This is a genomic window from Mangrovibrevibacter kandeliae, from assembly GCF_024519155.1.
In the GTDB taxonomy this organism is placed as follows: Bacteria; Pseudomonadota; Alphaproteobacteria; order Rhizobiales; family Rhizobiaceae; genus Mangrovibrevibacter; species Mangrovibrevibacter kandeliae.
Window position 1 is genome coordinate 105,153 of record NZ_JANIFJ010000002.1, and the last position, 25,555, is coordinate 130,707.

Consider the following 25,555-nt stretch of genomic DNA (forward strand, 5'->3'; position numbering starts at 1 on the left):
GCTGCGGCGCTTCACCCGCCGCATGCCAGCCTCCCGCGATTATCCTCATCCCGTTCAGTCAATATGTCAAATGATTGACTTTTACGGTCATGGATCGGCACGGAAGGCCCGGGCGTGCGGCTCGGCGGGGTCGCGGCGATCGGCCGCGCCGCCGGTTCTGCTCAGCCTGCGATCCGGTCGAGAAGCGCTTCGACGTCGCCGCGGCGGAAGCCCTGCCCGAGAGCGGCCTGAACCTGATCCAGACCCGCGAGCACGGCCGCGCGCCCCTCGTGCGCCGCCCACCAGAGCGGACCGCCGCGCCAGCGCGGGAAGCCGTAGCCGTTGACGAAGGCGACATCGACGTCGCCCGGTCTTTGCGCGATGCCCTCTTCGAGCGCCAACGCCGCCTCGTTGACGAGCGCGGCGAGCGTCCGGTCGCGGCACGCCTCGTCCGACAGCGCCCGCCGGCTGCGGCCGGCCGCAGCCGCATCCTCGGCGATCAGGGCTTCCACCGCCGGATCCGGGCGGCGCTTGCCGCCCTCGTAGGCGTACCAGCCGGCACCGGTCTTCTGGCCGAGACGACCGGCCTCGCACAGGAGATCCGGCAGCCTCACGTAACGCTCGGCCGGGTCGCGCGTCGCGGCGAGGCGCTTGCGGCGCGCCCAGGCGATGTCGAGCCCGGAGAGATCGGACACGGCGAACGGCCCCATCGCCATGCCGAAGGCCTCGAGCGCCTGGTCGACCTGCCACGGCAAGGCGCCGTCCTCGACCAGAACCTCGGCCTGCCCGCGATAGGCGGCATAGAGGCGATTGCCGACGAAACCTTCGCCGACCCCGGCGACGATCGCCGTCTTGCCGAGCCGGCGCCCGAGCTTGAGGCCGGTCGCGAGCGTTGCGTCGGAGGTGCGCCGGCCGCGCACCACCTCGAGCAGCTTCATCACATGGGCCGGGCTGAAGAAATGCATTCCGATCACCTGCTCCGGGCGGCCGCTCGCCAGTGCCAGCGCGTCGAGGTCGAGATAGGAGGTGTTGGACGCAAGGATCGTCTGCGGCGGCGCAAGCCGGCCGAGCTCGGCGAGGAGCTGCGACTTGACGTCCATGTCTTCGAAGATCGCCTCCAGCACGAGGTCGCTCGCGGCCGCGGCCGCGAGATCGGTGGACGGGCTGAGGCGCGCGCGCAGGCGCTCCCCTGCCTCCGGCGTGACGCGGCCCTTGGCGACGTCGCCGGAGAGGAAGCCTTCGACCCGGCCCCGCCCCGCCTCGAGCGCGCCGGCATTCTGCTCAACCAGCGTGACGGACAGCCCGGCCTTCAGGAGGGCGTAGGCGATCCCCGCCCCCATCGTGCCGGCGCCGATCACAGCGATCCGCTCAACGTCGGTGGCGGGCGCCGACAGGCCCCCGACGCGCCCCGCCTCGCGCTCGGCGAAGAAGACGTGGCGCAGCGCCACGGCCTCCGGGCTCACGCGGATCGCCTGGAACACGCGGCGCTCCTCGGCGAGAGCCTCGTCGACCGGCATGTCCAGCGAAAGACAGGCAAGGCGCGCAGCCTCGACCGCGGCAGGGCGCCCGCGACCCGTCTTGACGGCCGCGCGCCTCGCCTCTTCGAGCACCGCCGGCTCGACCGCCGGGACGGTCAGGTCGCGGACCCGTCGCTTGCCGCCGAGGCGCCGGGCGTGATCGGAAGCGGCAGCGCGCAGGTCGCCCTCGGCGATCGCATCGACCAGCCCGAGCGTCAGCGCCTCCTCCGCCTTGATCCGGCGCGCACCGCAGATGAGGTCAAGCGAAGCCGGCAGTCCCGCCAGCCGGGGCAGCCGTTGCGTTCCGCCGGCGCCCGGCACGATGCCGAGGCCGACTTCGGGCAGGCCGACCACCGTGCCAGGCGCGGCGACGCGACCGTCGCAGGCGAGCGACAGCTCGAAGCCGCCGCCGAGCGCTGCGCCGTCGAGCGCGGCGACGACCGGAACGGTAAGCGCCTCGATGGCCGCGAGCACGGTCGGCAGCTGCGGCTCGCCGAGCGGCGCGCCGAACTCCTTGAGGTCGGAGCCTGCGACGAAGCTGCCATTGGCACCGGCGAGAACCACGGCACGGATCCCGGGGCGACTGGCGATCTCCGCGAAGGCGTCGAGGAGGCCGCGCCGGACGTCGTGACTGCCGGCGTTGACCGGGGGGTTGTCGATGACGACGGTTGCGAGATCCCCGTCCACCTGCAGGTCGACAGTCCCGTTGCCGAATGCGCCCACGTGCCTCTCCCTTTAATTCAATAGTCTGGCTTATGGCTCATGCAGGTCTGGCGCCAGCCGCTTCTGCGCGGGCACAGGACGCCGAGAGTTGAAAGCCGAAGTCGGTACCCGCAGAGCCGAGCATCGCTCAGCGCAGCTTCACCTCGATCTTGACGAGGTCGCCGCGGTAGAGGCCGTTGGCGACAAGCACCAGCGTCCCGGTCTCGTCGACCGCAAGCCGCCGCACCTTGGCGACCGGCTCGCCGAGCGGAATGTTGAGCCGGGTCGCGGTCTCGAGGTCGGCCATGCCGATCGTCATCACCTGCCGGGCGTCGACGATCTTCAGGTCCGGGATGTCGGCCACGAGGCGCATGGCGGTCTTGCTGGTGTAGCTCTCCTCGGCGATGTGGCCGGTCAGGCGCTCGTCGAGATAGACATCCGTCAGGAGGAACGCCGCGCCGTCGCGCGAGTGCCGGCGCCGCAGATGCCTGTAGGCCGGGGCGACGGCGCCGATCTGCTCCTCCACGAACGGCAGGTCGACATTCCGGCTGTCGGACAGGATCTCGATTTCCGCGTTCTCCCGCGCGATGAGGAGTCCCGACCAGTCGGTGTGGACCTGACACCACAGGTCCCGCTTCGGACGGCTGGTGACGAAGGTGCCCTTCGCCCGGTAGCGCTCGATCAGGCCCTCGCTCTCGAGAATGTCGAGCGACTGGCGGATCGTCATGTTGGAGACGCCGCACTGTCCGGCGAGCTCCTCGACGGTCGGCATGCGGCTGCCGACGACCCACTCGCCGCTTTCGATCCGCCGCCGGAACAGACCGGCCAGCTGGATGTAGCGAGCCACCGGACTCTTGCGGAGCGTCTGGGCGGTCGAGGCTTCGGCGGTGTCGCTCATCGGGCTGCCCCGTCGGTTGGAGATGATGCCCGCAGGCAGTACCTCAGCTGTTCAAGCAATACCATGAAAACTCAGCTTATTCGCATTTGCCTCCCGGCTCAGAGGCGGATATGCCATAAAGCTAACATATATGAGTTTGCGGAGGCGTCCAATGGCAGGTCCCCTGTCTCACCTCAAGGTCCTCGATCTCAGCCGGGTTTTCGCCGGCCCATGGGCGGCGCAGATGCTCGCCGATTTCGGGGCGGACGTCATCAAGGTCGAGCACGTCAAGGGCGGTGACGACGTCAGACGCATGGGCGTGCCGCATCTCGATCCGGAGGGCCGGCGCACCGGGGAGACGTCGTCTTTCCTGTCGATGAACCGCGGCAAGCGGTCGATCGCACTCGACCTCTCCAAGGCGGACGGACAGGCCGCGCTGATGCGCCTCGTCGATACGGCGGACGTCCTCATCGAGAACTTCAAGGTCGGCAATCTCGCCCGCTTCGGCCTCGACGCCGCATCCGTCGCCCGGCGCAACCCGCGCCTCGTCTACTGCTCGATCACCGGCTTCGGACAGACGGGCCCGATGGCGGCGCAGCCCGGCTACGATCCGATCTTCCAGGCGATGAGCGGGGTTCTGTCGATCACCGGTCAGCCCGAGGATCGGCCGGGCGCCGGCCCGGCGCTCGTCGGCTACTCGATTTCCGACATCACCGCAGGCCAATACGCGGTGTCGGCGATCCTCGCCGCGATCGCGCATCGCGACGCGGTGTCGGGGGTCGGCCAGGCGATTGACATCGCGCTCCTCGACACGCAGATTCACGCCGCCTCGCACATGGCGATGAACTGGCTCTCCTCCGGCCGGCTGCCGCGGCGCAACGGCACCGCCTCGCAGATCACCTGCCCCTGGCAGAGCTTCGACTGCGCCGACCGGCCGATCATGATCGCGGTCGGCAACGATCCGCAGTTCGCGCGGCTCGTGCAGCTTCTGGAGTTGCCGGAGCTCGCCGAGGATCCGCGCTTTGCGACCAATCTCGCCCGCGTCGAGCACGCCGACACTCTGGTGCCGCGCCTGGCCGAGCGGCTGCGCGGCGACACCGCCGATGCGTGGTTCGAGCGGCTCGAGGCGGCCGGCATCCCCTCGGGGCCGCTCAACACCTTCGCCGACGTCTTCGAGATGGAGCAGGTGAAGGCGCGCGACCTCCTGTTCGAGGCGGAGCACCCGACCGCCGGGCCGATCCGGATGATCCGCAACCCGGTCCGCTTCTCGGCGTCGGACACCGGCGCAGACCGGCCGCCGCCGCCCTTCGCCGCGCACACCGACGAGATCCTCGCCGAGGTCGGCTTCTCCGAAAGCGAGATCGCCAGCCTGAAGCAGGCGGGTGCCGCGCACTGATACGGCGATCGCCGCACCGCGCCGGCCCTCTCAGCCGGCGGCGTCGATCCAGCCCTTCCGGCGGGCTTCCGCCAGGGCGACGTCGGGATTGGGTCGCAGCATCTCGAAGACGCTGTCGGTGACCGAGTAATCCATGTAGCCGAGCCGTGCGAGCGGCCGGATCCGGGTCGTGTCGACCCGACCCTCGTTGATGGCGGCGTCGGCGATATGGATGCCGACCACCTCGCCGATCACCAGCGTGGTCGAGCATTCGAGGCCGCTCTTGGGCACCAGCGGGATCGCCTGGTAGAGCGTGCACTCGATCGAGATCGGGCTTTCGGCGACCCGCGGCGCGCCGATGTTGCGGCACGGCGCGGTGGTCAGCCCGGTCAGCCGGAACTCGTCGATGTCAGCCTCGACCGTCGCCGAGGAGAGGTTCATCGCCTCGCGCAGGTCCCAGGTCGCGACGTTGACGGCGAACTCGCCGGTCGCCTCGATGTTGTTCAGCGAGTGCTTGCGGGGGGTCGAGGAGAACATCACCATCGGCGGCCTCCCGGCGACGGCGTTGAAGAAGCTGTAGGGCGCTAGATTCGGCGTGCCGTCCGCGTCCCGGCTGGAAATCCAGCCGATCGGGCGGGGCGTCACCAGCGCCGTCCAGGGATTGTGCGGCAGGCCGTGTTCGTCGCTGCGGGGATCGTAGAACATTCAGGTCAGGTCCGTGCGACGGCGAGGGCCGCTTCCGGCGGGAAGCGCATGACGACCGGGCTGCCGAGATCGAAGGGCGTCGCCGGGGCCGCCTCGACGCGGAAGACCTGGGAGGAGCCGGTCGGCTGGATCTCGTAGTGCACCACGTTGCCGAGGAAGCTCGCCGCGGTGACCTTGCCGTTGAGGACGTTGTGCGCGCCGTCTCCGGCACCGGTGGACGCCGCGCCGTCCTGCAGCGTGATGTCCTCCGGCCGGATCGATACGGCGACGTCCGGGCCGACCCCGTTCAGCGCCCGGCAGCGGATTTCGCCGCCGCCTTCCAGCGACACCGGGCGGCAGGGTCCGGCGCCCTCGCCCGAGACGCGGCCGCGCAGGATGTTGGTGTGGCCGACGAAGCCCGCGACGAACTCGTTCACGGGGCTGAAGTAGATGTCGCGCGGCGCGCCGACCTGGACCATCCGGCCCTTGGCGATCACGGCGATCACGTCGGACATGGCCAGCGCCTCGGACTGGTCGTGGGTGACGTAGACCGCGGTGATGCCGAGCTCGCGCTGCAGCCGCTTCAGCTCGAGGCGCATCTCCTCGCGCAAGGCCGCGTCGAGATTGGACAGCGGCTCGTCGAGGAGTAGCAGCTTCGGCCGGTGGACCACGGCGCGGGCGAGCGCCACGCGCTGCTGCTGGCCCCCGGATAGCTGCGTCGCCGAGCGCCTGGCATAGCTTGCGAGCCCGACGATCTCGAGCGCCTCTCCGACCGCCGCCTTGATCTCGGCGCCGGAGTAGCGCCGCTCCTTAGACACGCGCAGCGGAAAGGCGACGTTGTCGAAGACCGTCATGTGCGGCCAGATTGCGTAGGACTGGAACACCATGCCGATGTTGCGGCGATGCAGCGGGATGTCGATGCCCGCCTCGCGGTCGTAGAGCGGCGTGCCGCCGACGATGATCCGGCCGGAGTCCGGCGTCTCCAGTCCGGCGATGCAGCGCAGCGTCGTGGTCTTGCCGCAGCCCGACGGGCCGAGCAGCGTGAAGAAGGTGCCGGAGGCGAGGTCGATGTTGGCCTCGCGGATGCCGCCGGCAAATTCGCCCGGTCGGGCCGGATAGACTTTCGTCAGGTTCTGGAGCGTCAGCATGGCGATCCCTCCCGGATCAATGCGCGGCCGTGCGGCCCGTCCGGCCGCCGGCGAAATAGAAGACCGAGGCGACGAGGGTCATCACGGCGGCCCAGATGAGGCCGAAGGCCGCGAGTTCGCCGCCCTGCCCGTTGACCCAGAGGTCGTACATGCCGACGGCGACGACCGGGCTGCTCGGCCCGGCGAGGAGCACGGCGACCGCCAGCTCCTTCGTGGCGATGAGGAAGATGAACAGCCAGCCCGACAGGAGCGCGGGCGAGAGCAGCGGCGCGATGATCCGGCGCAGACTCTGGATCGGCGTTGCGCCCGAGGCCCCGGCGGCCTCCTCCAGCTCGTTCGAGATCTGCAGCACGCCGGCATAGGTGTAGCGCAGCCCGTAGGGCAGGTAGCGCACCGTGTAGGCGATCGCGAGCGCCCAGATGGTCCCGTAGATCGGCAGCGGCACCGCCAGGAAGATCATCAGGAAGGCGACACCCATGACGATGCCGGGAAACACCAGCGGCATGGTCGCCAGCTGGTCGATGATCTGGCCGCCCGGCTTGCGCCGTGCGCTGAGCCAGCCGGTGAACAGCGCCAGGATCATGCCGGCCGTCGCGGCCACGAAGCCGACGATGAGCGTGTTCAGCGCCAGCGTGCGGTAGTACTGCGACGACAGGACGGTGACGAAGTTGGCCGGGCTGAACTGCGCGACGGCCTCGAACCGCATCGGCCGCATGAAGGGCAGCAGCGACAGCCACAGCAGCGCCAGGAGCGGCAGCACCAGGACGATCAGGAAGTTGAAGATGACCAGCGCATCGCCCACCGGGCGCCAGCGTCCGAGGTTGAACTGGCGCGGCCGATAGCCCTTGCCGGTGACGGTCGAGAAGCGACCGGCGTTGCGCGAGAGCTTGCCGTAGAAGTGCAGGAGCACCGCCACCGCCACGAGCAGCACGACGGAGTAGGCGCTGGCATAGCCGAGATCGGGCGGGATCGATTCCTTGATCGAGCGATACACGTCGGTCGTCAGGACATCGATGTTGCCCGGCATCCCGACGAGCGCCGGCACCTCGAAGGCCTCGATCGCGCGGATGAAGACGAAGAGCGCGAGCGCGGCGATGGCCGGCGTCGCCATCTTGATCGAGACCGACCAGACGGTCCGCAGCACGCCGGCCCCGCTCATCCGCGCGGCCTCCTCGAGATCGGCATTGGCCGAGCGGAAGGTGGAGGACAAGAGCAGGAACACGAGCGGCGACCAGAGGAAGCCCTCGATCAGGATCATGCCGACCAGCGAATACGGGTCGAACAGCACCTGCCGGCTGCCGGTCATCGTGCGCCAGGCATCGTTGAGCGGGCCGGACCTGCCGAGCAGGAACAGCCAGGCGCTGACATAGAGGATGTAGGGGGTGCCCATCGAGACGACGGTCGTCACGTAGGCGAGCGCCTTGAAGCGCGTGTTGGTGCGCTCGACCAGCCAGGCGAGCGTGCCGCCGAACAAGAGCGCCACGACGGTCGAGAAGACGGCGAAGACCAGCGAGTTCAGGAGGCTCCGGTAGAGCTCCGGATTGGTGAAGAAGCGCACGTAATGCGTCAGCGTCCATCCGCCGATCGTGGCGTCCGGATTGGTGATCGAGAGCGAGCGCAGGATCAGGATGACGGCGGGCGGCAGCGCGAGGGCGCCGAGGATCACCGCCAGGATGATCGCCAGGACCCTCGTCTGGTCCAGCCGGAGCCAGGAGGGGCGTGCGCCGGCGGTGCGATCCGCGGCGCCCGACCAGTCTTGTTCGATGGTCATCTTCTACCCATTCCTCCCGACGCAACGCCTCAAAGTGCCGTCTGCGGCGCGGGCCTCACGTGAACTTCTCGTCGAGGATCGCGATCCAGTCCTTCAGGTTGTCCGCGACGATCGTCGGCGACATGAACGTCGTGTCGAAGTGCTGCGGTCCCGTCGGCAACAGCGTCGGGATCGTTGCGTCCACGCCCGGCCGGGTCGGCAGGTAGCTGGTCGAGGCGAGCACCCTCTGGCCCTCTTCCGACAGCAGCCAGTCGATGAAGAGCTTGCCGGCGTTCGGGTTCGGCCCGCCCTTGATCAGGCCGAGCAGGCTGGCGCTCGAGACGAGCGGCTCCATCCGCAGCCACTCGATCGGCGCGCCCTGCGCCTTGCTGATCTCGACATGGTGGTTGAACACCATCAGCCCGATCGGAAAGTCGCCGACGATCACCCGGTCGAGCACCGTGCGCTGCGAGGAGGACATGTTGGTCACGCCCTGCGCGGCGAGCTTGTCGAGATAGGCCGTGCCCGCGTCCTTGCCCTTGGTCAGGAGCATGTTGCCGATGAAGCCCGGCGCGGCGACCGGCTCCGGCACGACCGACCAGACGAGCTGGCCCTTCCACTTCTCGTCGAGGAGGTCGTCATAAGTCTTGGGCGCCTCGTCGGCGGAGACGAGGTCGGTGTTGTAGGCGGCCGTCAGGTAGTAGAAGTTGAGCGCGTGCCAACTGCCGTCGGCCGACTTGAACTCGTCCGGATAGGCCGCTGCGCTCTCCGGCCGGTAGGGCTCGACGAAGCCTGCCGGCATGACCGAGGCGAAGGTCGCAGTCCCGTCGAAGACGTCGCCCATCACCCGGCCGGCCTGGCCTTCGTTGATGATCTTCAGGGCCGTGTCGCCCGACCCGGCCCGGGTGAACTCGACGGCGATCTTCGGGTACTTCTTCTGGAAGGCCTCGGCCAAAGGCCGCACCGACTGGTCCACGATCATCGTGGTGTACCAGACGACCTTGCCTTCCTTCTCGGCCGCCGCCACGAGATCGGGGCTCGCGGCATGTGCCCGAGACCAGGGGAAAAGGCCCGCAGCCGCGACCGAACCGAGAGCGAACGTTACCTCACGTCTGTTCATGCTTCCCTCCCATTTTATCGTTGTCCGGGCTACGCGCGGCCTCAGCGGAAGAGCTGGTCGACGACGTCGATCCAGTGCTTGAGGTTCGGCGTCACCACCTCCGGCGTCATCATCGTAACCTTGAAGGGCTGGGGCCCATCGGCCATCAGCTCCGGCACCTTGGCCTTCACGCTGGGGTTGGTCGGCAGGTACATGCCGTCCGCCAGCACCTTCTGCCCGTCCTCGGACTCGATGAAGTCGATCAGCAGCTTGGCCGCGTTCGGATGCGGCGCGTTGCGCACCAGGCCGACGGTGTTGGGGCTGCCGACCACCGGCTGCATCCGGATCCAGTCCACCGGTGCGCCCTTCGCGGCGCTGATCGGCGAATGGTGCGTGTAGGTCATCAGCGCGATCGGGAAGTCGCCGACGATGACCCGGTCGAGCACCGTGCGCTGGCTGGCATCCATGTTGGTGATGCCCTGGGCGGACAGCTTCTTGAGGTAGTCCATCCCCTTCTCGTCGCCCATCGTCATCAGGACGTTGCCGACGAAGCCGGGCGCACCGGACTCCTGGGGAACGATCGACCACACGATCTGTCCCTTCCACTGCGGGTCGAGCAGATCCTCGAAGGTCGTGGGCGCTTCGTCCGCGGAGACGAGGTCGGTGTTGTAGGCGGCCGACAGGTAGTAGACCGTCGGTGCCGCCCAGTAGCCGTCCGGATTCTTGAATTCGGCCGGGATGCCGGCGGCGGAGTCGGCGACGTAGGGCTCGACGAGATCGGCCGTGCGCAGCGACGTATACGCGCCGAGCCCGTCGAAGACGTCGCCCATCACGCGGCCGGCCTGCGCCTCGTTGATGATCTTCAGCGCCGTATCCGAGCTCGAGGCGCGCGAGAACTGGACGTCGATCTTCGGATACTTCGCCTTGAACGCCTCAGCCAGCGGCCGCACCGCCTGGTCGACGATCATCGAGGTATACCAGACGACAGTGCCTTCCTTCTGCGCGGCATCGACCAGCTCCTGCGAGGCGGCCTGCGCGGCGCTCGCGTGGAAGCCGGCCGCAAGGCCCGACGCCATCGCGGCTGCTGCCAGTTTCGACTGAAATGCGGATGCGCGCATGTGCAACTCCTCCCAGTTCCAATGGCCGCCCTCACCCGCGGCCAGCTCCATGAGCTAAAGACTAGTTATATAGCTTTTTCGCTCGCCGACAAATCCTTCCGCGCCGACGCGCCTTGTGCCGGTCTGGCGTGAGCAGGCAGCGCCGTGCCGTTCCCAATGGGATCAAAGACGTACCCGTCCGCCTCACGCCGGACGAAGGCCGCGTGCGGCGGCGCGAAGTGGCACGGCGCGACCAGCACGTCGCGGTCGGCGACCTCGGCGAGAAAAGCCTGCCGGGTCGCGGCCGCATGATCCGGCTCGACGTCGACCACCGAGTTCCACTCCGGGCGCAGCACGTGCACCGGATGATGCAGGATGTCGCCGCAGAAGACGGCCGCCCGGCCCTCGGATCGCAGCCACATCGCAAGTTGCCCCGGCGTGTGGCCGCGTGCCGACACCGCATCCAGGGTATCGGCGACCCGATCGCCCGCCTGCGTCCAGCGCACGAGGCCGGCCTCCACCACCGGAAGCACGGAGTCTCGGAAGGAGCCGCCGTCGACCGCCTCGCCCCGCCGGTCGATCTCGGCCCAGTGTTCGAAGTCGGCGCGCGGGACGTGATAGGTCGCGCCGGGAAAGGTCGGCACCCAATGGTCGCCGTCCCGCACCGTGTTCCAGCCAACATGGTCGGCATGGAGATGGGTCATGACGACGTCGGTCACCTGGTCTGGCGCCGCGCCGGCAGCCGCCAGCCAGTCGGGGACGACGGTGTTCATCATGTTTGCGCGCGGCGTGCGCCGGGTCTTGCCGTTGCCGATCCCGGTGTCGATCAGGATCGTGCGACCGGCGAGCGTCACGATCCAGAGGGTCACCGAGATGACCAGCCGGTCGATCGCCTCGTACCAGAACCGGCCCTCGAGCAGGTCCCGGTGCTCGCGCAGGACGGCGCGGTCGAGATCGGGGAACAGCCGGTCGGGCACGTGCACCGGGCCGTAATACTCCGACAGCGCCGTGACAGTCGCCGCGCCGATCCGCCAGCTCGCGATCATGCCGCCGCGGCCCCGCCGAGCGAAAGGATGCGGCGCGCCTCGGAGACCTCGGCATGGCGGAAGTTGAGGTCGCCGAGAATGCGCCTGATCTTCTCGACCTGTGCGGCATTCGACGCGAACAGGACGCCGTCGCGCTCGAACAGGTTGTCCTCCTGGCCGACCCGCAGATGCGTTCCCATCAGCGCGCCGGAGATCGCGGCGCGCATGTTTCCGGTGCCGGTGCCGTGGGTGAAAACGGCACAGTCCCGGCCGAACAGCCGGTCGACGGTCTGCCGCAGGTGGACGAGATGATCGATGTGCGAGGTGATGCCGCCGAGAATGCCGGTCAGGAACTGGATGATCAGCGGCCGACGGACAGTGCGCGTCGAGAGATGGTGGTCGAGGATGTGGAGGTGACCCACGTCGTAGCACTCGAACTCCATCGCGATGTCGGCGTCGATCAGGATGTCGATCATCCGGCCGATCTTGCCGAAGGTGTTGGAGGTCACGACCTCCCGCACGTCGGCCCCGGCGAGGAGGTCGCGCTCCCAGGCATGCGTGAACTCGCCGGCCTTCTGGTCGGTCGCCTTGGCGAAGCGCCCGTAGTTCATCGACCCGACGATGACGGTGGCAATCTCGGGACGCAGCTCCAGCACGGCCGAGACCCGTTCGTCGGCCGTCGCGCCGCGCGAGGCGGACATGTTGACGATCGCGTCGCTGCGCTCGCGGATGCCCGTCACGATCTCGCGCCAGGGGCCGATGTCGTTGGTCGGGCGCCCGTCCTTCGGGTCGCGGGCGTGCAGGTGCAGGATCGCCGCGCCCGCTTCGGCCGCGCCGACCGACTGGTCGACGATGTCCTGTGGCCGCCACGGCAGATGCGGCGACATCGACGGCGTCAGCCCCGAGCCGGTGACGGCACAGGTGATGATGGTCGGATGGGTCATGACGGGCGCCTCCCTTCGCCGATGTCTGACGCTCAGCCCTGCCGCGCCGGCACGGGGCTGAGCACGTTCGGCGGCATCTCCCCGCCGGGGTAGAGCTCCGGCGTCTCCGCCTCCGGCAACGGAATGCGGTGAGCGTTGAGCGTCATCGCCACCATCGAGTAGTAGCCGGTGACGGCGGTCAGTTCGACGACGCCGACGACGCCCCAGCGTGCCGTCACGGCCGCGTGGACCGCGTCCGACACCTGGCCGCAGGTCTGCAGCGCCTGCACGTAGTCGTACACCTCGGCTGCGGCGGGGTCGGAGAACTCCGGCGCCTGGCCTTCGCGGATCGCCTCGATCACCGGCTCCGGAAGACCGCCTTGCCGCGCGGCGCGCGCATGGATGGTCCACTCGAGCTCCGAGTTCCAGCGGCGGGCGGTGATCAGGATCGCGAGTTCGTTCAGCGCCGGCGGCAGCACCGTCTCGTAGCGCAGGATCTCGCCGAAGCGATGCCAGCGCTCGGCGAGCTCCGGATTGTGAAGCGCCGCGCGCAGCGGCCCGACGAGGGTTCCGCGACGGCCGTTGACGACGCTGTCGAAGACCCGGCGCTGCGCCGGATCGAGCGCCTCCGGTCCCGGCAGCGGGATACGGGGCGCGGGTGCGGTGTGCATGCTCATCCTATCGTCCTTCGCCCGCGTCGGCTTCGAGGCCGAGGGCCGCCAGCACCTCGGCGGTGTGCTCGCCGAGAAGCGGCGCGTGCCGGTCGAAGCCGAGGGGTGCGTTCTCGAATCGCAGCGGACTGACCACCTGCCGAAGCGTGCCCGACAGCGGATGCGGCAGGTCGCGCACCATCTCGCGGTGCCGGATCTGTGAGTCTTCGAAGACCCGGTCCACGGTGTTGATCGGACCGCAGGGAACACCGACCGCCGACATCGCCGCCACCCACTCGTCGACGCCCTTCGTCGCGAGAGCCGCCTCGATCTGCGGCATCAGAAGGTCGAGGTTCTCGACCCGCGCGCGGTTGGTCCGGTAGCGCTCGTCGGACGAGAGCTCGGGTCGGCCGATCACCTCGGCGAAGCGGACGAACTGCTCGTCGTTGCCGACGGCGAGGACGATGTGGCCGTCCTTCACCGGCAGGACGTCCTGCGGCTGGATGTTCGGGTGGCGGTTGCCGCGGCGCACCGGGACCTTGCCGGAGACGAGATAGTTCATCGCCTGGTTGGCGAGCATGGCGGCCGAGACGTCGAGCATGGCGAGGTCGATGACGTCGCCCTCCCCCGTCTCCGAGCGCCGCGCGAGCGCCGCGAGGACGCCGATGGTCGCGTACATGCCGGTCATGATGTCGACGATCGGCACGCCGACCTTCTGCGGACCGCCGCCGGCCTCGCCGTCCGGACCGCCGGTGACGCTCATCAGCCCGCCCATGCCCTGGATCATGAAGTCGTAGGCGGCGTCCTTGGCCCGCGGCCCGTCGGCGCCGAAGCCGGTGATCGAGCAGTAGACGAGCCGCGGATTGACCGCCCGCAGGTCCTTGGGGCCGAGGCCGTAGCGGGCGAGTGCGCCGACCTTGAAGTTCTCGAGGAGGACGTCGCTCTCGGCGGCCAGCGCCTTCACGACCGCCTGGCCCTGCGGGCTTGCGAGGTCGAGCTCGACCGAGCGCTTGCCGCGATTGACAGAGAGGTAGTAGCCGGACTCGGCGGTCTCACGGCCCTCGGCGTCGGCGAGGTAGGGGGGCCCCCAGCGCCGCGTGTCGTCGCCCGCGCCGGCCCGCTCCACCTTGATCACGTCGGCGCCGAGATCGGCGAGGATCTGCCCGGCCCACGGTCCCGCCATGATCCGGCTGAGATCGAGGACTCGGATATGCGACAGCGGTCCGGACATCAGGCGGCCTCGAAGACCAGCGGCATCTCGATGTCGCCCATCGCGAGCGCCCCGTCATCCCTGGCCTTGGTCGCCGCCGCGGACGGGCGCGCGTCGAGCGCATCGGCGAAGGCCGACAGCCGGGGATGGGCGGCCCGCCAGTTGCTGGAGGCGAAGCGGAAGTCGAGCTGGCCGGCCGCGCAGAGGATGGCGATGTGGCCGAGCCCGAACGGCCGGGCCTCGAGCGCCGGCACCTCACGTTCGAGGCGCGCGAGGCTCGCGCGCACCTTGTCGTCGAAGGCCTGCGAGATGACCTGCTTGCGCGCCTCCCCGCGCGCCATCTCGATGCGCCAGAGCAGCAGGATGTCGGTGAGGCCGTCGCCGAAGGCCTGCCACCGCAGGCACTCGATCCGCTCCATGCCGCCCGCCGGCACCAGCCGTTCGGGCCGCTCACCGGCCAGCATGTCGAGATACTCACAGATGACGCGGGAATCGAACAGCGCCGTCCCGTCGTCGAGGACCAGGGTCGGGATCTTGCCGAGCGGATTGTCCCTCAGGACCTCCGGGTTGGCGACCCCGGCCATCGCGACGGGCGAGCGGACACAATCGACCCGGTCCAGCAGGCCGGTCTCGTGCAGCACGATCATCACCTTGCGCACGAACGGCGACCGCGGAGACCAGTGGAGTTTCATGAAGCGTCCTCCCGGGACCTGATGCTGGGCCGAGGCTAGCCGGCGCATGAAAAAAAGGCAATCATATAGTTTTATGTCTTAATTGGCCGAAGCCGTTCCGCCTCATCGATCCAGGAAATGGCGCAGCGCGGCGTTGAAAGCCTCGGGCTGCTCGAAGTTCGGCACGTGGCCCGCCCCGTCGATGATCTCGACTGCGACGCCCGGAACATCGCCGAAGCTCGCCCGCATCGATTTCGGCATGGCGCCGTCCTCGGCGCCGGCGATGACGAGGAGCGGGCACGTGATCCGTGCGACGTCGGCGACGTGGTCGTAGCTCTGCAGCGCGGTCGCGCCGTGGACGAAGCCCTCGAGCGGCGTCGCGGCGACCATCGCGCGCAGCCGCTCGCCCTTCGGGCCGGCTGCCGCTTCGGGCTGCAGCCACCGCTGGGCCGTATCGGCGGCGTAGCCGTCCATGCCGTTCTCCCGCGCGTAGGCGATCCGCCCCGCCCAGGTCGCCGCGCCCGTCGGCGCCGTCTTCGCCTGGCCGTCCGACAGCACCAGCCGCTCGAACCGCGCCGGCCGGGCGCCGTAGGCCGCAAGGCCGGTCGGCACGCCCATCGACAGGCCGACGAAGCTGCAGCGATCGATCCCGACGTGATCCAGCACGGCATGAAGGTCCGCGCCGAGCCGCGGCAGGTCCGGCGCGCTGGCGCCCGGCGGGGTGCGGCCGTGACCGCGCTGGTCGTAGCGCAGGATGCGGAACCGGTCCTGCAGCGCCTCCACCTGGGCGTCCCAGATGGTCAGGTCGGTCACCAGCGAGTTGGAGAACACGATCCAGGGTGCATCGGCCCCCGCGCCGTCGATCCGGCAGAAGATCTCCGTGCCCGGAACGGCGACGGTCGTCTCGCGCGCCATCGTCAGCGCCCCTTGAAGACGGGCGCGCGCTTCTCGACGACGGCGCGCGTCGCCTCACGTGCGTCCTCCGTCGCCATCAGCCGGGTCGAATAGCCCTGCTCGATCTCGTAGCCGGGCTCGACGGGCATGTCCTCGATCTCGTTCAGCGACCGCTTGCCCATGCGCAGGCCGAGCGGCGCCTTTGCCGCGATGGTTCGGGCCATCGTCATGGCCGTTTCCGTCAGCGCCGCGGGCTCGACGACCTCCTGCACGAAGCCGAGCCGCCACGCCGTCTCGGCATCGATCGGCTGACCGGTGAAGAACATCCGGCGCAGCCAGCCCTGCGGCAGGTGCCGGCCCATGTGCGCTCCGCCGCCACAGCGGCCGACATTGATCTCCGGCATGGCGAAGGTCGCGCGCTTCGAGGCGATGCGGATGTCGCAGACGGAGGCAAAGACGGCGCCCGCTCCCAAGGCCGGGCCGTTGATCGCGCCGATCACCGGCACCGCGCAGAGCCGCACCTGCGCGAAGGACTTGCGCACGACCGCGGCGCGGTGCGGATCCTCTTCGACGGTCGCCGCCAGGAACTCCTTCAGATCGAGCCCGGCGCAGAAGGCGCGCTCGCCGGCCGAAGTGAACACCACGACGTTGACGTCGGACCGCCCGCCGACCTCCTCGAACAGGTTGCCGATCTCCTCGTAGAGCGCCAACGTCACCGCGTTGACCGGCGGGTTGTTCAGGGTCACGACCGCGATCCGGTCGGCGATCTCGAGTTCGATCGGCATGCGATCTCCATTTGAGCCTTAAGCTAGATTTATGTGTTATGCGCTGGCTGAGACCGCTTGGCAACACGAAGCGCCCGCTTGACCCGCCGCCTTCAGCCAATAAGATGGTTTATAGGCTTTTATGGGAGGCGGCCGTTGGACGGGTGGATCGAGAACGCACGGATGATCGTCGAGAGCGCGGCGGCCATCGTCCCGGAGGACGGCGGTCTCGATCGGGTTCGTGCGCTGCGTTTCGCGTCCCCCGGCTATTCGCCGGAGGTGTTCGCCGAGATCGGGACGATGGGGTGGCTGCAGCTCGCCGTGCCCGAACGCGACGGCGGCGCCGGGCTCGGCATGCGCGAATGCGCATCGCTGCTCGTCGCGCTGGGTCGCGGCTTGCTGCCGGAACCGGTGGTGTCGGCGTTGCTGGCGCAGCGTCTGACTGCCGGTCGCGCCGACACGGACATCCTCGACGGCCGTACGGTCATGGTCGCGGCATGGCAGGATCGCACCGACAGCCTCGACTTTGCCGGCCCGGCTGGCGGGGACATCCTAAAGCTGCATGTCGACGGCGCGGCCGGCGCAGGCGCCTTTGCGGTTCTTGCGGAACAGGGCGTGGCGATCGTGCGGGCCGGCGAACCCGGCGTCCGGGTCGAGACGGCCGCGTTGCAGGACGGAACCTTCGAGGGCACGCTGACCCTTTCGGCCGGGAACCCGGAATGGCTGCCGGTGGCGGATGCCGACCTCGCGCTCGACGAGGCGATCCTGTCGCATTCGGCCTATCTCCTGGGGCTGTCCGAGCGCGGCATCGAGATCACGCTCGACTATCTCCGGGTTCGCAAGCAGTTCGACCAGCCGATCGGCAGCTTCCAGGCGCTCCAGCACCGGGCCAGCGAGCTGAAGATCCAGCTCGAGCTCTGCCGCGCCGCCATTTTCAGAACTGCTGCGCGATTGGACGCCGGCCTCTCCGCCGACCGGCGCGCGGCGGCCGTCTCACGCGTCAAGACCCGGGCCGCCGGACTGGCGATGCTGATGGCGCGCGAGGCGGTGCAGATGCACGGGGCCATCGGCACCACCGAGGAGGCCGACATCGGGCTGGTCGTCGCCAAGGCCATCAGCCAGGCCAATCGCTATGGCTCGGCGCGCCTCCACCGGAACCGGCACTTCGACGCCAGCGAGAGGAGCGCGGCATGACGCAGCACCAGGCGGCCGGCGCGTTCCCGGCACAATCCCTGCCCGACTTCGAGGCGATGAGCGACGAGGACTTCCGGCAGACCGTGCGGCGCTTCGTCGAGGCAAAGTACCCGGACATCCCGCGCTTTTCGCAGCACCGGCTGCGCTGGGACGAGGTCAAGCCGTGGTACGGCGTGCTCTCCGCCGAGGGATGGATCTGCCCGACCTGGCCGCGAGCCTTCGGCGGCATGGGCCTCGGTCCGGGCAAGCACCTGATCCTCATCGAGGAGTTCGAGCGCTTCGGCTGCGCCCGCGTGCACGACATCGGCCCGGTGATGCTCGGCCCGCTCCTGATGAAATTCGGCACGCAGGCGCAGAAGGACTTCTATCTGCCGCGCATCCTGTCCGGCGAAGACATCTGGGCGCAGGGCTACAGCGAGCCCGACGCCGGCTCCGACCTTGCCAGCCTGCGCACCCGCGCGGTGCGTGACGGCGACGCCTGGGTCATCGACGGCCAGAAGACCTGGACGACGCTCGGGATGGACGCCAATCGGATCTTCATCCTCGCGCGCACCGACCCGTCGGTGAAGAAGCAGGCCGGCATCAGCTTCCTGCTCGTCCCGATGGATGCACCGGGCGTCACGGTGCGGCCGATCCGCAACCTCGAAGGTCACGCCGAATTCTGCGAGGTCTTCTTCGACGCCGTGCGCGTCCCGCTCGACAGCCTCGTCGGCGGCGAGAACGAGGGCTGGGCGATCGCCAAGGCGCTGCTCGGCCACGAGCGCGTCTTCATCGGCGCGCCCCGCCTGTCGGGCAATGCACTGGCGCGATTGCGCTATCTGGCGGAGGCGCGGGACGTCTTCGACGATCCGGCGCTGCAGGATCGCTACACGCGCCTGAAGCTGGACGTGGAGGATCTCTCCGACCTCTTCGAGGCCTATGTCGACAAGCTGCGCGGCGGCGAGACGATCGGTCCTGACGTCGCCATCCTGAAGATCTTCCAGAGCGAGCTCTACCAGCGCATCTCCGACGAGATGATGGAGCTGGCCGGCGCAACCGCCGGGATGCGCGAGCCGGAGGACGGCGATCCGCGCAAGCACGCGGCGGGCACCTGGCTCGCGGCCCGCCCGACGACGATCTTCGGCGGCTCGACCGAGGTCATGCGCAACATGATGGCGCGCTACGTGCTCGACCTGCCGACGCGGTAAGCGGACGGGTCGCCGGCGGCCGATCGGGTCGTCATCGGCACGTGGGTCGAGAGGATCGCCACCGCCACCGATCGGGCGCCTGCAGCCGCGCTCCGATCGGCCGCATTCGCTCGGCGGCTGAGCCTGCTTATATTCCGCTCGCGGCGGCCGCACCGGCACCGCAACGGGAGCCACCATGCCACTCGACTTCGCCACGCCCTTTACGCCGGTCGCCTCGCTCGTGGGCGGCATCCTCATCGGCCTGTCCGCGGTTTTCGTGATGGCGCTCTTCGGCCGGATCGCCGGGATCTCCGGCATCACCAGCGGCGCACTGCCGGGCGCGCGGAGCGACTGGAGCTGGCGGCTCGCCTTCGTCATCGGCCTGATCGCCGCGCCGCTCGCCGTGCTCGCGCTCACCAGCCGCTCGGTGCCGCAGGTGGTGCCGGCCAACCTTCCTGCGATGGCGGTCGCCGGCCTTCTCGTCGGCTTCGGCACCGTGCTCGGCTCGGGCTGCACCAGCGGCCACGGCGTCTGCGGCCTCGCCCGGCTGTCGCCCCGTTCCCTCGCCGCGGTCGGCATCTTCATGGCGACCGCCTTCGTCACCGTCTTCGTGTTGCGCCACCTCGCCTGAGGAGATTCTCGATGCGCCCTCTCCTCGGCTTCCTCTGCGGCCTCCTCTTCGGCGTCGGCCTCGTCGTCGGCGGCATGTCCGATCCGGCGAAGGTCCTCAACTTCCTCGACCTCTTCGGCCGGTGGGATCCGAGCCTTGCCGTCGTCATGGCAGGCGCATCGGTGACCGCCTTCATCGGCTACCGCCTCGTGCGACGCCGCGACCGGCCCCTGCTCCTGCCGGACTTCCAGATTCCGCGACGCGGCCCCATCGACACGCAGCTCCTGCTCGGCGCCGCGGTCTTCGGCATCGGCTGGGGCATCGGCGGCTTCTGCCCGGGGCCGGCCTGGACCGCGCTGCCGCTCGCCGCGCGCGGCACGCTGGTGTTCCTGCCGGCGATGCTCGTCGGCATGGCGTTGGCCGCGATGCTGAAGCGGCGCAGCGCGGCGAAGACGCCGATGACCGACGGCAGGACGTGATGCCAATCCATCGCAGGGCCGTTGTGTCCGGCGCTCTCGCGGGCGCCGCAATGCTCCTATCCCGCCGCAGCCTTGCTGCGAGCGATCCCATGTCGAAGCAAGCGGTGCTGCACGATCCGCAGGTGCCGGCGCTTGGCAACCCGAACGGCGACGTGACGATCGTCGAATATTTCGACTACCAGTGCCCCTTCTGCAAGAAGGCGTATCCCGACATCCTGAAGCTCGTGCGCGACGACGGGCGCATCCGACTCGTCATGAAGGACTGGCCGATCTTCGGGTCGGTGTCGCGCTACGCATCGCAGCTGGCGCTGGCGGCGGGGGACCATCATGCGCAGGCTCTGGACGCGCTGATGCGCACCCGCGGACGGCTGACGGTGGCCGAGGTCGACGAGACCCTCGGCCGAACCGGCTTCGACGTCGCCGCGCTGCGGCAGTCCTACGGCAGGCAACGCCGGCGCATCGACGGGATCCTTGTGCGCAACGCGGCTCAGGCCGAAGGCTTCGGCCTCGCGGGCACGCCGGCCTACCTGGTCGAGACGGTGCTGTTTCCCGGTCCGCCCGACCTCGCGGACGTCCGGCGGGCAATTGCCGCGGCCCGCACCGCCGGGCACTGACGCTCGGAGCGTCCCCAAGCCGGCAGCGACGGGTGGCGATGCCGCTTTGCAAAGCTTTTGCGACATCCCCATCTTCGTGGCACTCTGGCGCGGGGCGGACAACCCGCCGCGCGGAACCTGAAGCGCCGGTGGCAATTCACGCTCCCGTGGCGGGCATCAGAACGAGGGCAGCGATCTTGGAGAACAGCCAGCCGGAGCGGTCCGCCGCGGTGATCGACTTTGCCGGGCTGCGACCCGCCGCAGTGCCCTACGTCTCCTTCGACCGGCGCGAGCTGTCCGAGATCCTCAAGGTCTATGGCCGCATGGTCGCCGCCGGCGAATGGCGCGACTATGCGATCGACACGCTGCGCGAGCGTGCCGTGTTCTCGATCTTCCGCCGCTCGAGCGAGATGCCGCTCTTCCGGGTCGAGAAGAACCCGAAGCTCGCCCGCCGCCAGGGCATGTTCTCGGTCATCGGCGCCGGCGGCCAGGTGCTGAAGCGCGGCCATGAGCTGGCGAGCGTGCTGCGCGTGTTCAACAAGGGCCTCAGGCTCATCGACGAGCGCTGACACGAGGCTGCGGCGCGGGGCGCTGCGCATGTTCGTCGCACACGTGCCGGCGGGGTACATTGTAGCGGCACCTCTCGCCGACCGCCTCGGGCGGCGGCATCGCGCCGCGCTCGGCATCGGTCTCGTGGCGGCCGTGCTGCCGGATATCGACCTTCTCTACTTCTATGCCTTCGCCAACCGCCATGTGAGCCACCACGACTACTGGACGCACACGCCGCTGGCCTGGGTGGCAGCGGGGATCGTGATCGCGGTGGTCCTGATAATGGCCAACCGGCGACGATGGCTGCCGCTGCTCGGGATCGCCCTCCTGAACGTCGAGCTCCACTTCGTGCTCGACAGCTTGGCGGCCGACATCCGCTGGCTCTATCCGCTATCGCCCGTCCGCTACGAACTCGTCCACGTACCGCTCACGCACCGGCCCTGGTGGTTGAGTTTCCTGCTCCACTGGACCTTCGGCATCGAGCTCGCGATCGTTGCAGCCGCAGGTCTCTATTTCGCGAGCCGCCGGCGATCGCGAGCATAACCTCACCCAGGCTTCAGCCCGCCAGTCCGCGCTTGCGCATCAGCGCGTCGATCGTCGGCATCCGCCCGCGGAACAGCGTGTAGAGCGACCCGGCATCCTGCGAGTTGCCGGCGGCATAGACGTGGCGCATGAGCTTGTCCGCCGTTTCCGGATGGAACGCGTCGCCGGCCTCGCCGAACGCCTCGAAGGCGTCGGCGTCGAGCACCTCCGACCAGAGATAGGAGTAGTAGCCGGCCGCGTAGCCGTCCCCGGAGAAGATGTGCGCGAAATGCGGCGAGCGGTGCCGCATGACGATCGCCGCGGGCATCCCGAGTTCGGCCAGCACCTCGGCCTCGCGGGCGAGTGGATCGGCGGGCGCCTCGGCGGTTTCATGGAAGGCGAGATCGACGAGCGCCGAGGCGGCGTATTCCACCGTGTCGAAACCGGAATCGAAGGTGCGGGCCGCCAGCAGCTTGTCCATCAGCTCCTGCGGCAGCGGCTCGCCCGTGTCGGCGTGCACCGCGTGCTCGGCCAGCACCTCCGGCACGGTCAGCCAGTGCTCGAAGAGCTGCGAGGGCAGTTCCACCCAGTCGCGCGCCACCGACGTCCCGGCAAGCGACGGCCAGGTGACGTCCGACAGGAGGCCGTGCAGGGCGTGGCCGAACTCGTGAAACAGCGTATGAGCGTCGTCGAGCGACAGGAGTGCCGCCTGGCCGGCGGCCGGCTTGGCGAAGTTCATGACGTTGTAGATGACCGGCGTCTGCCCCTCGCCGAGCTTGTGCTGGCCGCGCAGCGCGCTCATCCAGGCCCCCGAGCGCTTGGACGAGCGGGCGAAGTAATCGCCGAGGAAGAGGCCGCGCTCGCGCCCGCTGCCGTCGGTGACGCGCCAGGCCCGCACGTCCGGGTGCCAGGCGACGAGGTCGGGAAGCGGCTCGAAGCGCAGCCCGAACAGCCGCCCCGCCACGGCGAAGGCCGCCTCGATCATCCGCTCCAGCTGGAAGAACGGCTTCACCACCGCCTCGTCGATCGCGTACTGGGCAGCCCGGCGCTTCTGGGCGAGATAGCGCCAGTCCCAAGGCGCGATCGTCGCATTGTCGCCGCTGGCGGCCGCAAGCGCCTGCAGGGCGACCGCGTCCTCGCCCGCGCGCGCCGTTGCCTTCGTCCACACCGCCTGCAGCAAGGTCCGGACGGCATCTGGTGTCTTCGCCATCTGGTCTTCGAGCTTGTAGGCCGCAAAGGACGCGTAGCCGAGCAGCCTCGCCTTCTCGGCGCGCAGCTGGAGGATCTCGGCCATGATCGCCCGGTTGTCGGTCTCGCCGCCGGTCTCGCCACGCGCGGTCCAGGCGCGGAAGGCGACCTCGCGCAGATCGCGCCTGTCGGCGAAGGTAAGAAACGGCACGATGATCGAGCGCGACAGCGTCAGCACATGGCCATCCAGGCCGCGCTCGCGCGCCGCTTCCGCCATCGCCGAGACCGCGAAGGTCGGCAGACCGGCGAGGCCGTCCTCCTCGACCACCATCTGCCAATCCCGTTCGTCGGCGAGCACGTTCTGCGCGAACTGCGTGCCGAGCGAGGAGAGCCGGGTGTCGATCTCGGCCAGACGATCCCGGTCCGCCCCCTTCAGACGGGCGCCGCCGCGGACGAAGCCGGTGTAGGTCCGCTCAAGGAGACGGGCGTCCTCGCCTGTCAATCTCGTAAAACGAGATCCTTCCGCTAGGTGACTTTCATAGAGTTCTGTGATTCGGGCGAAAAGTGATTCGTTCAGGGCGATCGAGGCCGCGTGACGTGCCAAAATCGGTGCAATGGCACGTTCGACGGCCTGAATTTGTTTTGATGTGTGGGCACCGGTCAGGGCAAAGAACGCCCGCGATACCCGGCTCAGTTGAACCCCGCAGGCCTCCATCGCGGCAAGCGTGTTCTCGAAGGTCGGAGGCGCATCCGACTCTGCTATTGCGTTGATTTCCTTCGTATGTTCTTCGATGGCATCAGCAAAGGCTAGGCTGAATAGATCGCTGTCCAGCGCGGCGAAATCGGGCAGCGAAAAAGGTCCGCTGCGGAAATATCCTTCCCAACGTCCATTTGAATTAGTCAGTCGATTATTCACGGTAGATGACCTATAGATTCGGGAATGATCCAGCGGCAGTGCCGGAGTTCTGTTGGATCAGCAGCCGGCAGCGACGTGAGGTACGCGGCCGTAACATGGGTCCCATCTCGGTTCGATCAGGCCGAAGGGGTAATCAGGGGACCACGACAACAAGAACGAACGAAAAGACGAGGAACACAATGACCCAGCTTCTTCCAGGCAACTCGCTCGGCTTTCTGTTGACCGACGTGGCGCGACTGTACCGGAACGAAACCGAGAAGGCGATCATGGACGCCGGCGTGCATCTGACGCCGGGCGAGATCCGCGCCCTTGCTCATGCCGCCCGCTACGGCGGCTCACGCCAGGCCGCCTTGGCCGAGCGCATGGGCGTCGAGCCGATGACGCTGTCCGCCTATCTCGATCGTCTCGAAGCCCGGGGCTTGATCCAGCGCAATGTCGATCCGACCGACCGCCGCGCCAAGGTCATCACCACGACCGAGCAGGCCGACCACGTCTTCGACGACGTCCGTCCGGTGGCGATCGAGGTGTTCGACCGCATGGCGTCCGGCATCGACGAGGAGGCGCTCAAGACCACCCTGAAGGTGCTGACGCAGATCCGCGGCAACCTCACCAACGATCCGGTGCTGAAGGGCGACGAGCGCGCCCGCACCGAGATCCGGATGGAAGCCGAGGATTTCGCCACCCCCGAACGCCTTCGCATGGGGGCCTGACCTCGCCGGCTGCCGGCCCGCACACCACCCCCGCGGCAGGCACCCGACGAGATCAAAGACTGCACGTCCCGCGACACTGCGACGACCCCGGACACCACCCCGTCCGGGGTCGTCGTCTTTCGAGGCTCGCCCTTGGCGCCCGCGCCGCCGTCGCAAGACTATTCGGCGGCCGAAGCGTGCGGCTCCGCGAGGCTCGCGAAGGCATCGGCGGCGATCGCGAAGGAGCGCATGCGCGCGGCATGGTCGTGGATCTGGCCGGTGACGATCACCTCGTCCGGGCGGTAGCGGTCGACGAGCCGGCCGATCTCCGCCCGGACGGTCGACGGCGAGCCGGTCGCGGAGACCGCGAGCACCTGGCCGACCTGCGCCAGCTCGGCCGGCGACAGCACCGTCTCGATGTCCTCGACCGGCCGGGGCAGCGGGCCCGGGCGACCGCGCCGCAGGTTGGCGAAGGCCTGCTGCATCGACGTGCGCAGCCGCAGGGCCTCGGCATCCGTGTCGGCGGCGAAGACGTTCATGGCCAGCATGAAATAGGGCTGAGCGAGGTGGTCGGAGGGACGGAAGGTCTGGCGGTAGACCTCGATCGCTTCCTCGAGAGCCGCCGGCGCGAAGTGCGAGGCGAAGGCGTAGGGCAGACCGAAATGAGCGGCAAGCTGCGCCCCGTACAGGCTGGAGCCGAGGATCCAGACCGGCACGTTGGTGCCGGCGCCGGGGACGGCGCGGATCGTCTGGTTCGGCTCGGGATCGCCGAGGTAGACGAGCAGCTCCATCACGTCCTGGGGGAAGTTGTCGCTGTTCTCGAGGCTTCGACGCAGCGCCCGCGCGGTGATCATGTCGGTGCCCGGCGCCCGGCCGAGACCGAGGTCGATGCGCCCGGGGAACAGCGTCGCCAGCGTGCCGAACTGCTCGGCGATCACCAGCGGCGCATGGTTCGGCAGCATGATGCCACCGGAGCCGACGCGGATCGTCCTGGTGCCCGCCGCGACATGGCCGATGACGATCGCCGTCGCGGCACTGGCAATGCCGGTCATGTTGTGGTGCTCGGCCAGCCAGTAGCGGTTGAAGCCGAGCGCTTCGGCCTGCTGGGCGAGCTCGAGCGTGTTGGCGAGCGCGGTTGCCGGCGTTCCACCCTCGGGCACCGGCGAGAGATCGAGCACGGAAAAGGGGAGCATCGCGGGCCTCGTGTCTGGGATCATACGACCTAGATGGGAGAGCGGAAGCCGATATGGAAGTCACCATCGGTAACCGAAGCCGAACGGCGGC

The 25,555-nt window shown here is 68.9% G+C and carries 25 protein-coding genes; 9 read left to right on the plus strand and 16 right to left on the minus strand.

The features are described from left to right. Positions 1–161 precede the first annotated feature (161 nt). Both NPA30_RS06795 and NPA30_RS06800 read right to left on the minus strand, forming a co-directional pair. Entirely contained in the window at positions 162–2,219 is a 2,058-nt protein-coding gene (locus NPA30_RS06795) for an FAD-dependent oxidoreductase (RefSeq protein ID WP_256801728.1), read from the minus strand. A gap of 127 nt (positions 2,220–2,346) precedes the next feature. Then, positions 2,347–3,096: a GntR family transcriptional regulator gene (locus tag NPA30_RS06800; protein WP_256801729.1), complete on the minus strand. Its 750-nt coding sequence runs from the start codon at positions 3,094–3,096 to the stop codon at positions 2,347–2,349. A 151-nt stretch (positions 3,097–3,247) separates the two neighbouring features. Between NPA30_RS06800 and NPA30_RS06805 the strand changes: the two genes are divergently transcribed. Further along, positions 3,248–4,471, plus strand: a complete 1,224-nt coding sequence (locus NPA30_RS06805; RefSeq protein WP_256801730.1) for a CaiB/BaiF CoA transferase family protein — start codon at positions 3,248–3,250, stop codon at positions 4,469–4,471. A gap of 30 nt (positions 4,472–4,501) precedes the next feature. On the opposite strand, the gene NPA30_RS06810 is transcribed toward NPA30_RS06805, so the two are convergent. The 12 genes from NPA30_RS06810 to NPA30_RS06865 all read right to left on the minus strand — a co-directional run bounded on the left by NPA30_RS06810 (position 4,502) and on the right by NPA30_RS06865 (position 16,386). After that, positions 4,502–5,155 carry a flavin reductase family protein gene (locus tag NPA30_RS06810; protein ID WP_256801731.1) on the minus strand — a complete coding sequence of 218 codons (654 nt, stop codon included), beginning with the start codon at positions 5,153–5,155 and terminating at the stop codon, positions 4,502–4,504. Between the two features lie 5 nt (positions 5,156–5,160). Then, on the minus strand, positions 5,161–6,282 hold the full coding sequence (locus NPA30_RS06815) for an ABC transporter ATP-binding protein (protein WP_256801732.1): 1,122 nt from the start codon (positions 6,280–6,282) through the stop codon (positions 5,161–5,163). Positions 6,283–6,298: 16 nt separating this feature from the next. After that, positions 6,299–8,053: an ABC transporter permease gene (locus NPA30_RS06820; RefSeq protein WP_256801733.1), complete on the minus strand. Its 1,755-nt coding sequence runs from the start codon at positions 8,051–8,053 to the stop codon at positions 6,299–6,301. Between the two features lie 55 nt (positions 8,054–8,108). Then, on the minus strand, positions 8,109–9,152 hold the full coding sequence (locus NPA30_RS06825; protein ID WP_256801734.1) for an ABC transporter substrate-binding protein: 1,044 nt from the start codon (positions 9,150–9,152) through the stop codon (positions 8,109–8,111). Positions 9,153–9,193: 41 nt separating this feature from the next. After that, the gene (locus tag NPA30_RS06830) at positions 9,194–10,249 is read right to left on the minus strand and encodes an ABC transporter substrate-binding protein (protein WP_256801735.1); all 1,056 of its coding nucleotides are present in this window, start codon (positions 10,247–10,249) and stop codon (positions 9,194–9,196) included. Between the two features lie 65 nt (positions 10,250–10,314). Beyond that, positions 10,315–11,274 (minus strand): MBL fold metallo-hydrolase, encoded by a 960-nt coding sequence (locus NPA30_RS06835; RefSeq protein ID WP_256801736.1) that lies wholly within the window; start codon positions 11,272–11,274, stop codon positions 10,315–10,317. Then, positions 11,271–12,197 (minus strand): BKACE family enzyme, encoded by a 927-nt coding sequence (locus NPA30_RS06840; RefSeq protein ID WP_256801737.1) that lies wholly within the window; start codon positions 12,195–12,197, stop codon positions 11,271–11,273. Before NPA30_RS06840 ends, NPA30_RS06835 begins: the two co-directional genes overlap by 4 nt. A 32-nt stretch (positions 12,198–12,229) precedes the next feature. Next, positions 12,230–12,853 (minus strand): carboxymuconolactone decarboxylase family protein, encoded by a 624-nt coding sequence (locus NPA30_RS06845; RefSeq protein ID WP_256801738.1) that lies wholly within the window; start codon positions 12,851–12,853, stop codon positions 12,230–12,232. A gap of 1 nt (position 12,854) precedes the next feature. Then, positions 12,855–14,057, minus strand: coding sequence for a CaiB/BaiF CoA transferase family protein (locus NPA30_RS06850; RefSeq protein ID WP_256801739.1), 1,203 nt, complete (start codon positions 14,055–14,057; stop codon positions 12,855–12,857). Beyond that, complete coding sequence (locus NPA30_RS06855; RefSeq protein ID WP_256801740.1) at positions 14,057–14,728, minus strand: glutathione S-transferase family protein; 672 nt, start codon at positions 14,726–14,728, stop codon at positions 14,057–14,059. The genes NPA30_RS06850 and NPA30_RS06855 overlap by 1 nt, the downstream gene beginning before the upstream one ends. 102 nt (positions 14,729–14,830) lie before the next feature. Further along, entirely contained in the window at positions 14,831–15,622 is a 792-nt protein-coding gene (locus NPA30_RS06860; RefSeq protein WP_256801741.1) for an alpha/beta fold hydrolase, read from the minus strand. Positions 15,623–15,624: 2 nt separating this feature from the next. Beyond that, positions 15,625–16,386 (minus strand): enoyl-CoA hydratase-related protein, encoded by a 762-nt coding sequence (locus tag NPA30_RS06865; protein ID WP_256801742.1) that lies wholly within the window; start codon positions 16,384–16,386, stop codon positions 15,625–15,627. A gap of 135 nt (positions 16,387–16,521) precedes the next feature. Here NPA30_RS06865 and NPA30_RS06870 point away from each other — a divergent pair, with 135 nt between their 5' ends. The 7 genes from NPA30_RS06870 (at position 16,522) to NPA30_RS06900 (ending at position 21,499) form a co-directional block, all read left to right on the plus strand. Beyond that, entirely contained in the window at positions 16,522–17,559 is a 1,038-nt protein-coding gene (locus NPA30_RS06870) for an acyl-CoA dehydrogenase family protein (protein WP_256801743.1), read from the plus strand. Next, entirely contained in the window at positions 17,556–18,746 is a 1,191-nt protein-coding gene (locus NPA30_RS06875) for an acyl-CoA dehydrogenase family protein (RefSeq protein ID WP_256801744.1), read from the plus strand. The genes NPA30_RS06870 and NPA30_RS06875 overlap by 4 nt, the downstream gene beginning before the upstream one ends. 175 nt (positions 18,747–18,921) lie before the next feature. Then, complete coding sequence (locus tag NPA30_RS06880; protein ID WP_256801745.1) at positions 18,922–19,356, plus strand: YeeE/YedE family protein; 435 nt, start codon at positions 18,922–18,924, stop codon at positions 19,354–19,356. 11 nt (positions 19,357–19,367) lie between these two features. Next, complete coding sequence (locus tag NPA30_RS06885; protein ID WP_256801746.1) at positions 19,368–19,814, plus strand: DUF6691 family protein; 447 nt, start codon at positions 19,368–19,370, stop codon at positions 19,812–19,814. An 89-nt stretch (positions 19,815–19,903) separates the two neighbouring features. Next, entirely contained in the window at positions 19,904–20,428 is a 525-nt protein-coding gene (locus tag NPA30_RS06890; protein ID WP_372338761.1) for a DsbA family protein, read from the plus strand. A 176-nt stretch (positions 20,429–20,604) separates the two neighbouring features. Beyond that, positions 20,605–20,976 carry a DUF2794 domain-containing protein gene (locus tag NPA30_RS06895; RefSeq protein ID WP_372338762.1) on the plus strand — a complete coding sequence of 124 codons (372 nt, stop codon included), beginning with the start codon at positions 20,605–20,607 and terminating at the stop codon, positions 20,974–20,976. A gap of 28 nt (positions 20,977–21,004) precedes the next feature. Beyond that, positions 21,005–21,499: a metal-dependent hydrolase gene (locus tag NPA30_RS06900; protein ID WP_256801748.1), complete on the plus strand. Its 495-nt coding sequence runs from the start codon at positions 21,005–21,007 to the stop codon at positions 21,497–21,499. Between the two features lie 13 nt (positions 21,500–21,512). Here NPA30_RS06900 and NPA30_RS06905 read toward each other — a convergent pair whose 3' ends face one another. Continuing rightward, complete coding sequence (locus tag NPA30_RS06905; RefSeq protein ID WP_306228801.1) at positions 21,513–23,168, minus strand: M3 family metallopeptidase; 1,656 nt, start codon at positions 23,166–23,168, stop codon at positions 21,513–21,515. 593 nt (positions 23,169–23,761) lie between these two features. Here NPA30_RS06905 and NPA30_RS06910 point away from each other — a divergent pair. Continuing rightward, positions 23,762–24,292 (plus strand): MarR family winged helix-turn-helix transcriptional regulator, encoded by a 531-nt coding sequence (locus tag NPA30_RS06910; RefSeq protein ID WP_256801751.1) that lies wholly within the window; start codon positions 23,762–23,764, stop codon positions 24,290–24,292. 158 nt (positions 24,293–24,450) lie between these two features. Here NPA30_RS06910 and NPA30_RS06915 read toward each other — a convergent pair whose 3' ends face one another. Further along, entirely contained in the window at positions 24,451–25,464 is a 1,014-nt protein-coding gene (locus tag NPA30_RS06915) for an LLM class flavin-dependent oxidoreductase (protein WP_256801752.1), read from the minus strand. Positions 25,465–25,555 lie beyond the last annotated feature (91 nt).